This is a genomic window from Pseudomonas helleri, from assembly GCF_009600315.1.
In the GTDB taxonomy this organism is placed as follows: Bacteria; Pseudomonadota; Gammaproteobacteria; order Pseudomonadales; family Pseudomonadaceae; genus Aquipseudomonas; species Aquipseudomonas helleri_A.
Genome location: NZ_WIWC01000001.1, coordinates 292,680 through 302,045 on the forward strand (window position 1 = coordinate 292,680; position 9,366 = coordinate 302,045).

Here is a 9,366-nt window from a genome sequence, read left to right on the forward strand (position 1 = left end):
CGCTATCGCGAGCAGACTCATTCGCGCACTCAATGATGTGCCGCCTACCAATTTATTGCGTGACCCACCAAATCAGAGCGAGAGTGGATGTGAGCAAACGAGCCTATAACTTCTGCGCAGGTCCTGCTGCGCTCCCTGAAGCTGTCCTGTTGCGGGCCCAGTCGGAGTTGCTGGACTGGCATGGCAAGGGTCTGTCGGTCATGGAGATGAGCCATCGAAGCGATGAGTTCGTGTCCATCGCGACCAAGGCTGAGCAGGATTTGCGTGATCTGCTGTCAATTCCCTCGAATTACAAAGTGCTGTTTCTACAAGGCGGCGCAAGTCAACAGTTCGCCCAGATTCCGTTGAATTTGCTGCCCGAAAGCGGTTCTGCCGACTACATCGATACCGGTATCTGGTCGCAAAAAGCGATTGAAGAAGGCTCGCGTTTTGGCCACGTCAACGTGGCGGCCAGCGCCAAGTCTTACGATTACTTTGCGATTCCGGGTCAGAACGAGTGGAATTTGTCCAAGGACGCGGCTTACGTTCATTACGCCCCGAACGAAACCATCGGTGGTCTGGAGTTTGACTGGATTCCGGAAACGGGCGATGTGCCATTGGTTGCAGACATGTCTTCGGACATTCTGTCGCGGCCGGTTGATGTGTCGCGCTTTGGCATGATCTACGCTGGAGCCCAGAAAAACATAGGCCCGAGCGGTATTGTGGTCAACATTATTCGTGAAGACCTGCTGGGTCGTGCGCGTTCGATTTGCCCGACGATGCTTGATTACAAGGTCGCGGCCGATAACGGCTCGATGTACAACACGCCGCCGACACTGGCCTGGTATTTGTCCGGTCTGGTATTTGAGTGGCTGAAAGAGCAGGGCGGTGTTGAGGCGATTGGCAAGCTCAATGAAGTCAAGAAACGTACCCTGTATGACTTCATTGATGTCAGTGGCTTATACAGTAACCCGATCAACACACCTGATCGCTCGTGGATGAACGTGCCGTTCCGCTTGGCGGATGACCGTCTCGATAAACCATTCCTGGTGGGTGCCGAGGCGCGTGGGTTGTTGAACCTCAAAGGGCATCGTTCAGTGGGCGGAATGCGCGCTTCGATTTATAACGCTGTAGACATCAATGCGGTTAACGCGCTGGTGGCTTACATGGCAGAGTTCGAAAAGGAACACGGCTAATGTCCGAGCAAGAACTCAAAGCGCTGCGCGTACGCATCGACAGCCTGGACGAAAAAGTTCTGGAGCTGATCAGTGAGCGCGCGCGCTGCGCCCAAGAAGTGGCGCGAGTCAAAATGGCTTCGCTGGCTGAGGGTGAAGTACCGGTTTTTTATCGCCCGGAGCGTGAAGCTCAAGTGCTCAAGCGAGTTATGGAGCGCAACAAGGGCCCGCTGGGTAACGAAGAGATGGCGCGTTTGTTCCGCGAAATCATGTCGTCCTGTCTGGCGTTGGAGCAGCCGCTGAAAGTGGCTTATCTCGGTCCGGAAGGCACCTTTACTCAAGCAGCGGCGATGAAACACTTTGGTCATGCGGTGATCAGCAAGCCAATGGCGGCCATTGACGAAGTGTTCCGTGAAGTCGCTGCGGGCGCTGTGAATTTTGGCGTGGTGCCGGTTGAGAACTCCACCGAGGGGGCTGTGAACCACACGCTGGACAGCTTTCTCGAGCACGATATGGTGATTTGCGGCGAAGTTGAGCTGCGTATCCACCACCATTTGCTCGTAGGCGAAAATACCAAGACGGACAGCATCAGTCGTATTTACTCCCATGCACAGTCATTGGCTCAGTGCCGCAAATGGCTGGACGCGCATTACCCGAATGTCGAGCGTATTGCTGTGTCGAGCAATGCCGAGGCGGCCAAGCGGGTCAAGGGTGAGTGGAATTCAGCAGCCATTGCTGGCGATATGGCGGCGGGTTTGTACGGCTTGACCCGTCTGGCCGAGAAAATCGAGGATCGCCCGGATAACTCCACGCGCTTCTTGATGATTGGCAACCAGGAAGTGCCGCCGACCGGCGATGACAAAACCTCGATCATTGTTTCGATGAGTAACCGTCCGGGCGCCCTGCATGAGTTGCTCGTGCCGTTTCATGAGAACGGTATCGACCTGACCCGTATCGAGACACGGCCTTCGCGTAGCGGTAAATGGACCTATGTTTTCTTCATCGATTTTGCAGGCCATCACCGCGACCCACTGGTCAAAAGTGTTCTGGAGCAAATCAGTCAAGAAGCCGTAGCGCTCAAAGTGTTGGGTTCCTACCCGAAAGCGGTTTTGTGAGGCAGTCATAACATGAGCGGTGATTTTCTCGCCCTGGCGCAGCCGGGCGTACAGCAACTTTCGCCATACGTCCCGGGCAAGCCTGTGGACGAACTGGCGCGTGAGCTGGATATAGATCCGGCGACCATTGTCAAACTGGCCAGTAATGAAAACCCATTGGGCGCGAGCCCCAGGGCGCTGGCAGCTATTCGCGACGAGCTGGCCGAGCTGACCCGTTATCCAGACGGCAACGGCTTTGCCCTCAAGAGCTTGCTGTCCAGCCAGTGCGGCGTGCAGTTGGATCAAGTGATGCTGGGTAATGGCTCGAACGATATTCTGGAGCTGGTTGCGCGCGCGTATCTGGCGCCGGGCTTGAATGCGGTGTTCAGTGAGCACGCGTTCGCTGTGTATCCAATCGTCACTCAGGCCGTAGGGGCGGATGCGCATGTGGTGCCAGCCAGAGAATGGGGGCACGACCTGCCGGCTATGCTCAAGGCGATAGACAGCAATACACGTGTCGTCTTTATCGCCAATCCGAATAACCCTACCGGGACCTGGTTCGATGCAAATGCGCTGAACGAGTTTTTGCAGGATGTGCCTGAGCGAGTGTTGGTGGTGCTTGATGAGGCTTATATCGAGTACGCCGAGGGTAGCGAGCTGCCAGATGGCTTGGAGTTTCTCTCGGCTTACCCCAACTTGCTGGTGTCGCGTACGTTCTCCAAAGCCTATGGCCTGGCGGCCCTGCGTGTGGGTTATGCGTTATCTAGCGCCGTGGTGGCTGATGTATTGAATCGCGTCCGTCAGCCGTTCAATGTGAATAGCCTGGCACTGGCTGCGGCCTGCGCTGCGCTGCAGGACACCGAATATCTTGCAGAAAGCCGCCGTCTTAACGACGCGGGTATGCACCAATTGCAGGAAGGCTTTCGTGAGCTGGGTCTGAGCTGGATTCCGTCCAGAGGCAATTTTATTGCGCTGGATCTCGGTCAATTGGCCGCTCCTGTTTATCAAGGCCTCTTGCGGGAAGGCGTGATTGTGCGTCCGGTGGCCAATTACGGCATGCCGAACCACTTGCGTGTCACGATAGGTTTGCCGGTCGAGAATACTCGCCTGCTTGAGGCGCTGGCCAAGGTCCTTGTTCGTGGTTGATGTCATGTCGTTGCAACCTGTTAGACCTATTGTGGGGCGCCTGGTGGTTGTCGGGCTTGGCCTGATAGGAGGCTCCTTTGCCAAGGGCATGCGCGAAAGCGGCTTATGCCGTGAGGTGGTGGGTGTCGATTTGAATGCGCTTTCGCGCACTCGGGCGGTAGAGTTGGGCGTGGTCGATCGTTGTGAGTCTGACTTGGCTGCGGCGTGTGTCGGGGCTGATGTCATTCAATTGGCCGTTCCGATTCTGGCCATGGAGAAAATGCTCAGTCTGCTGGCCAGCATAGATCTCGGCGATGCTGTGCTGACTGATGTGGGCAGCGCTAAAGGCAATGTTGTGCGTGCTGCCACCCATGCATTTGGCGGTATGCCGACGCGATTTGTGCCGGGCCATCCCATTGCCGGTTCTGAGCAAAGCGGTGTAGAGGCTTCCAACGCCCGTCTATTTGAGCGCCATAAAGTTATTTTGACGCCTGTTGCTCAGACCGACCCTGCGGCGTTATCCCTGATTGATACGCTGTGGCGTGCCCTGGGGGCTGATGTTGAGCATATGCAGGTTGAGCGCCACGACGAAGTATTGGCAGCAACCAGTCATTTGCCGCATTTGCTGGCATTTGGTTTGGTGGACTCTCTTGCCAAGCGCAATGAGAATCTGGATATCTTTCGTTACGCTGCGGGAGGTTTTCGGGATTTCACAAGAATCGCCGGAAGCGACCCGGTAATGTGGCATGACATCTTTCTCGCAAATCGCGAAGCGGTGCTGCGCACATTAGATACATTTCGCACTGACCTCGACGCCTTGCGCGACGCGGTCGATGCAGGGGATGGGCATCAATTGCTGGGCGTTTTTACACGCGCCCGTGTTGCTCGCGAGCATTTCAGTAAAATCCTGGCCCGCCGGGCATATGTGGACCCTATGAATTCAAATGATCTGATTTTCCTGGCAAATCCTGGTGGCCAAGTAAATGGCCGTATTCGTGTACCGGGCGACAAGTCCATCTCGCATCGTTCGATCATGCTCGGCTCGTTAGCTGAAGGCACGACCGAGGTTGAAGGCTTTCTGGAGGGCGAGGACGCTCTGGCAACGCTGCAAGCATTCCGTGACATGGGCGTGGTGATTGAAGGGCCAAATGAAGGCCGCGTTACTATTCATGGCGTCGGGCTGCACGGCTTGAAAGCGCCGCCAGGGCCTATCTATCTGGGTAACTCGGGTACGTCGATGCGTTTGTTGTCCGGCTTGCTGGCCGCACAGAGCTTCGATACCACACTGACAGGCGATGCCTCTCTGACCAAGCGTCCGATGAATCGCGTCGCCAATCCATTGCGCGAAATGGGTGCAGTCATTGAAACCGCCGAGCAAGGCCGTCCGCCAATGACCATGCGTGGTGGTCATACCCTTAAAGGGATGGATTACACCTTGCCGATGGCCAGTGCGCAGGTTAAGTCCTGCTTGCTGCTGGCGGGTCTCTATGCCGAAGGCAAAACATCAGTCACAGAACCCGCGCCTACCCGCGACCATACCGAGCGCATGCTGCAAGGCTTTGGCTACCCGGTTACCGTAAATGGCCCTACAGCTTCGGTTGAGTCTGGTCATAAGCTGACGGCAACGCATATTGAAGTGCCCGGTGATATCTCATCGTCAGCCTTCTTTTTGGTGGCAGCATCGATAGCACCAGGTTCTGATCTGTTGCTTGAACATGTCGGCATCAACCCGACCCGCACTGGCGTTATCGACATTCTGCGTTTGATGGGTGCCGATATCACCCTTGAGAATCAGCGTGAAGTGGGTGGCGAGCCTGTTGCAGATTTGCGAGTGCGCTCGGCCAAGCTCAAAGGGATCGAGATTCCTGAGGCGCTGGTACCGTTGGCAATTGATGAGTTTCCGGTATTGTTCGTGGCAGCTGCCGTGGCTGAAGGCAGAACGATTCTGCGCGGTGCAGAAGAGTTGCGAGTCAAGGAGTCTGATCGTATCCAGGTCATGGCTGACGGTCTGCTGGCCTTAGGTGTCAAGTGTGAGCCGACGCCTGATGGCATCATTATTGATGGCGGCATCATCGGTGGTGGTGAGGTGCACGGTCATGGTGACCATCGCATTGCGATGGCATTCAGTGTGGCTTCATTGCGTGCTACTGCGCCTATCCGTATCCATGATTGCGCCAATGTGGCGACCTCTTTTCCTAACTTCCTGGCACTGTGCAAGCAAGTGGGTATGCGTGTTGCTCAAGAGGCGCAGTCGTGAACAGTCCGGCACCGGTCATTACCATTGATGGGCCGAGCGGCTCAGGCAAGGGGACGGTTGCGGGGCGGCTTGCCACTGATTTGAAGTGGCGGTTGCTTGATTCGGGAGCGCTGTACCGTTTGCTGGCTTTCGCTGCGGCCAATCATGGCGTTGCGCTGGATAACGAGCCTTTGCTGAGTAAATTGGCAGCGCATCTTGATGTGCAGTTTGTCGGAGCGACGAATGGCAAAGCGGCGAGCATCATCCTGGAAGGTGATGATGTCACTCACGCCATCCGCAGTGAGCAAGTGGCGGCGGGTGCTTCGACCGTGGCGGCGCTACCCGCTGTGCGCGCGGCTTTGCTGGAGCGCCAGCGTGCATTTCGTGAATTCCCGGGGCTCGTGGCCGATGGTCGCGACATGGGCACAGTGGTTTTTCCCGACGCCCCGCTTAAGATTTTTCTGACGGCCAGCGCCGAGGAACGAGCGCGCCGCCGTTACTTGCAGTTGAAGGCAAAGGGCGATGATGTTAGTCTCCCGCGTCTGCTGGAAGAGATTCGTGCCCGTGATGAACGTGACACGCAGCGTGCAATAGCCCCGCTCAAGCCGGCGGCTGATGCCATACAGCTGGACTCTACGGAGTTGTCAATCGAGCAGGTGCTTGAACGCATCATGAGTGAAATCGCACTTCGCGATATTACCGGATGACCAAGAAAGCAGGCAGGAGACCAGAAATAGTCCTGCTTGCCTTCTTTTATATGAACGTAACCCACATTGTCTGGAGTGTGGCTGATGGGCGTATTCCTTCGCCCTTATTCAACAGGAATTAAAATGAGCGAAAGCTTTGCAGAACTCTTTGAAGAAAGCCTAAAAACCCTGAATCTTCAGGCAGGCTCTATCATCACCGCTATCATCGTTGATATCGATTACCAAGCTGGCTGGGTAACCGTTCACGCTGGTCTGAAGTCTGAAGGCCTCATTCCGCTGGAGCAGTTCCACAACGACGCTGGCGAACTGAACATCAACATCGGTGATGAAGTTCACGTTGCGCTGGACGCGGTCGAAGACGGCTTTGGCGAAACCAAACTGTCCCGTGAAAAAGCCAAGCGCGCTGAATGCTGGATCGTTCTGGAAGCAGCCTTCGCAGCAGAAGAAGTGGTTAAGGGCGTTATCAACGGTAAGGTTAAAGGCGGCTTCACTGTCGACGTTAACGGCATCCGTGCGTTCCTGCCAGGTTCTCTGGTTGACGTTCGTCCAGTGCGCGACACCACGCACCTGGAAGGCAAAGAGCTGGAATTCAAGGTCATCAAACTTGACCAGAAGCGCAACAACGTTGTTGTTTCGCGTCGCAGCGTGCTTGAAGCAGAGAACTCGGCTGAGCGTGAAGCTCTGCTGGAATCCCTGCAAGAAGGTCAGCAAGTTAAAGGTATCGTTAAAAACCTCACGGATTACGGCGCATTCGTCGATCTGGGTGGCGTCGATGGCCTGCTGCACATTACCGACATGGCTTGGAAGCGTATCAAGCATCCTTCCGAAATCGTCAACGTTGGCGACGAGATCGATGTCAAGGTTCTGAAGTACGATCGCGAGCGCAATCGTGTTTCCCTGGGCCTGAAGCAACTGGGTGAAGATCCATGGGTTGCTATCAAAGCCCGTTACCCAGAAGGCACTCGTGTTACCGCTCGTGTAACCAACCTGACCGACTACGGCTGCTTCGCAGAGCTGGAAGAAGGCGTTGAAGGTCTGGTACACGTTTCCGAAATGGACTGGACCAACAAAAACATCCACCCTTCGAAAGTCGTACAAGTCGGCGACGAAGTGGAAGTTATGGTTCTGGACATCGACGAAGAGCGTCGTCGTATCTCCCTGGGCATCAAGCAGTGCAAATCTAACCCGTGGGAAGATTTCTCTGGCCAGTTCAACAAGGGCGATAAAATCTCCGGCACCATCAAGTCGATCACCGATTTCGGTATCTTCATTGGTCTGGACGGCGGCATCGACGGCCTGGTTCACCTGTCCGACATCTCCTGGAACGAAGTGGGCGAAGAAGCCGTACGTCGTTTCAAGAAGGGCGACGAGCTGGACACCGTTATCCTGTCTGTTGATCCAGAGCGTGAGCGCATCTCCCTGGGTATCAAGCAGCTGGAAAGCGATCCGTTCTCCGAGTTCGTTCAAGAGAACGACAAAGGCGCAATCGTTAAGGGCATCGTGAAAGAAGTTGACGCTAAAGGCGCCATCATCACTTTGGCTCCGGATATCGAAGCGACTCTGAAAGCCTCCGAAATCAGCCGTGACCGCGTTGAAGACGCGCGCAACGTTCTGAAAGAAGGCGAAGAAGTAGAAGCCAAGATCATCAGCGTTGACCGCAAAAGCCGCGTAATCCAACTCTCCATCAAGTCGAAAGATGATGCTGAAGAGAAAGAAGCAATCCAGAGCCTGCGCGACAAGCCAGCTACCTCTGACATTGCTGCTGGTCCGACCACTCTGGGCGACCTGCTACGTGCACAAATGGAAAAACAGAACTAAGTTCTGATTGACCATAGAAAAAGGGCGACTTCGGTCGCCCTTTTTTGTGCTCGTAATTTGAGAAAGGCAGGCGTCGGCCTGTAAACCGGCATGCGGGGTGCTGTGCACTCATATGGATTCCCTTGAGTGTTCGGCATTCGGCCGCATATAGCGTGTCAGGGAGAGTTCAAGAGTAGCTCGGTGGCGCTGTGAAGGGCGGTCAGCATGAGATAGAGAGGTGCTTACAGGCTGAGTCCGTTCGTGAAAAGATAGTCAAGCCCTGGGCTGTTCAAATTGTTGTGATCGTGCTAAAACCTTTGAAGCGCTGATCTAGCTGCTTGAAAAAGAAGGGAAAAATATGACGAAGTCGGAGTTGATCGAACGAATTGTCACCCATCAAGGGCTGCTCTCATCCAAGGATGTCGAGCTGGCTATCAAGACCATGCTTGAGCAAATGTCACAATGTCTGGCTACTGGAGATCGCATAGAAATCCGTGGTTTCGGCAGCTTCTCACTGCACTACCGAGCGCCTCGTGTGGGCCGAAACCCCAAGACGGGTCAGTCTGTAAGGCTTGACGGTAAATTCGTACCGCATTTCAAGCCCGGAAAAGAGTTACGCGACCGCGTGAACGAAGACGAGGAAGACGACAATTGATCCTTGTGGGAAAAGGAGATGCCCATGAATGCGTTTAAAAAAGCTGCGTTGATCGTTATGGCTTTGCTGATATTTTTTGGCGTGGTGATTTTTATTCTTGAAAATCAACAAACCACGTCCTTGACGTTTCTTGGCTGGCATTCTCCATCGCTTTCTATTGCGCTCTTTTTTGTCGGTGCGTTGCTGGTCGGTCTAGCGATAGGTCCACTTCTTGGAATGTTGATGTACTGGCGTAAGCGAGCTGTATTGAAGCGTGAATTGCGCTCTGAGTAAGGCTTTTGCGAAGCGTTTTAGCGCCAAGTGGCCGACTGATGTACTAAAACACGAGACGTCCAGGCTGCGAATATCTCTATAGGCAAGACAGCTATCTTCTGTAGGATCATTCGCACAAGTGCGTGAGTTTCCAGTCAAGTCTTGTATTGTTTGGTAAAACTGGCAAAATCCTGTCTGTTCTCGATTGCCAGCTATTTTTGTGCACCTTCAGACGCGCATTGACGCAAAATTTGAAGAAAAATATTTACGGCGGCGGCAAAAACTGAGTGCAACACCTGACCTTTCCGGTACGGTGCTGCCCTATGTCTTATTCCGAACTCAGCGT

Annotated in this window: 8 protein-coding genes; all 8 read left to right on the forward strand. The window is 54.5% G+C overall.

Features of this window, described 5'->3' with window-relative positions:
* Positions 1 to 89: 89 nt before the first annotated feature.
* The 8 genes from serC to GHN86_RS01310 all read left to right on the forward strand — a co-directional run bounded on the left by serC (position 90) and on the right by GHN86_RS01310 (position 9,041).
* Positions 90 to 1,175, forward strand: a complete 1,086-nt coding sequence (gene serC, locus GHN86_RS01275; RefSeq protein WP_323369135.1) for a 3-phosphoserine/phosphohydroxythreonine transaminase — start codon at positions 90 to 92, stop codon at positions 1,173 to 1,175.
* Positions 1,175 to 2,269, forward strand: a complete 1,095-nt coding sequence (gene pheA / locus GHN86_RS01280; RefSeq protein ID WP_122783292.1) for a prephenate dehydratase — start codon at positions 1,175 to 1,177, stop codon at positions 2,267 to 2,269. Before serC ends, pheA begins: the two co-directional genes overlap by 1 nt.
* Positions 2,270 to 2,281: 12 nt before the next feature.
* Positions 2,282 to 3,394, forward strand: a complete 1,113-nt coding sequence (hisC, locus tag GHN86_RS01285; RefSeq protein WP_153377333.1) for a histidinol-phosphate transaminase — start codon at positions 2,282 to 2,284, stop codon at positions 3,392 to 3,394.
* A 28-nt stretch (positions 3,395 to 3,422) separates the two neighbouring features.
* Positions 3,423 to 5,630, forward strand: coding sequence for a bifunctional prephenate dehydrogenase/3-phosphoshikimate 1-carboxyvinyltransferase (locus tag GHN86_RS01290; protein WP_323369943.1), 2,208 nt, complete (start codon positions 3,423 to 3,425; stop codon positions 5,628 to 5,630).
* Complete coding sequence (gene cmk, locus GHN86_RS01295) at positions 5,627 to 6,316, forward strand: (d)CMP kinase (protein WP_323369136.1); 690 nt, start codon at positions 5,627 to 5,629, stop codon at positions 6,314 to 6,316. Before GHN86_RS01290 ends, cmk begins: the two co-directional genes overlap by 4 nt.
* A 123-nt stretch (positions 6,317 to 6,439) precedes the next feature.
* Entirely contained in the window at positions 6,440 to 8,134 is a 1,695-nt protein-coding gene (gene rpsA / locus GHN86_RS01300) for a 30S ribosomal protein S1 (RefSeq protein ID WP_122783295.1), read from the forward strand.
* A gap of 337 nt (positions 8,135 to 8,471) precedes the next feature.
* Positions 8,472 to 8,768 (forward strand): integration host factor subunit beta, encoded by a 297-nt coding sequence (gene ihfB, locus GHN86_RS01305; protein WP_122783296.1) that lies wholly within the window; start codon positions 8,472 to 8,474, stop codon positions 8,766 to 8,768.
* A 24-nt stretch (positions 8,769 to 8,792) separates the two neighbouring features.
* Entirely contained in the window at positions 8,793 to 9,041 is a 249-nt protein-coding gene (locus tag GHN86_RS01310; RefSeq protein ID WP_153377335.1) for a lipopolysaccharide assembly protein LapA domain-containing protein, read from the forward strand.
* Positions 9,042 to 9,366: the final 325 nt, after the last annotated feature.

Excerpts from the sequence above, each read along its gene's own strand:
- rpsA (WP_122783295.1), top strand. The coding sequence starts at position 6,440 with ATGAGCGAAAGCTTTGCAGAACTCTTTGAAGAAAGCCTAAAAACCCTG.
- GHN86_RS01310 (WP_153377335.1), top strand. The coding sequence starts at position 8,793 with ATGAATGCGTTTAAAAAAGCTGCGTTGATCGTTATGGCTTTGCTGATA.
- hisC (WP_153377333.1), top strand. The coding sequence starts at position 2,282 with ATGAGCGGTGATTTTCTCGCCCTGGCGCAGCCGGGCGTACAGCAACTT.
- ihfB (WP_122783296.1), top strand. The coding sequence starts at position 8,472 with ATGACGAAGTCGGAGTTGATCGAACGAATTGTCACCCATCAAGGGCTG.
- pheA (WP_122783292.1), top strand. The coding sequence starts at position 1,175 with ATGTCCGAGCAAGAACTCAAAGCGCTGCGCGTACGCATCGACAGCCTG.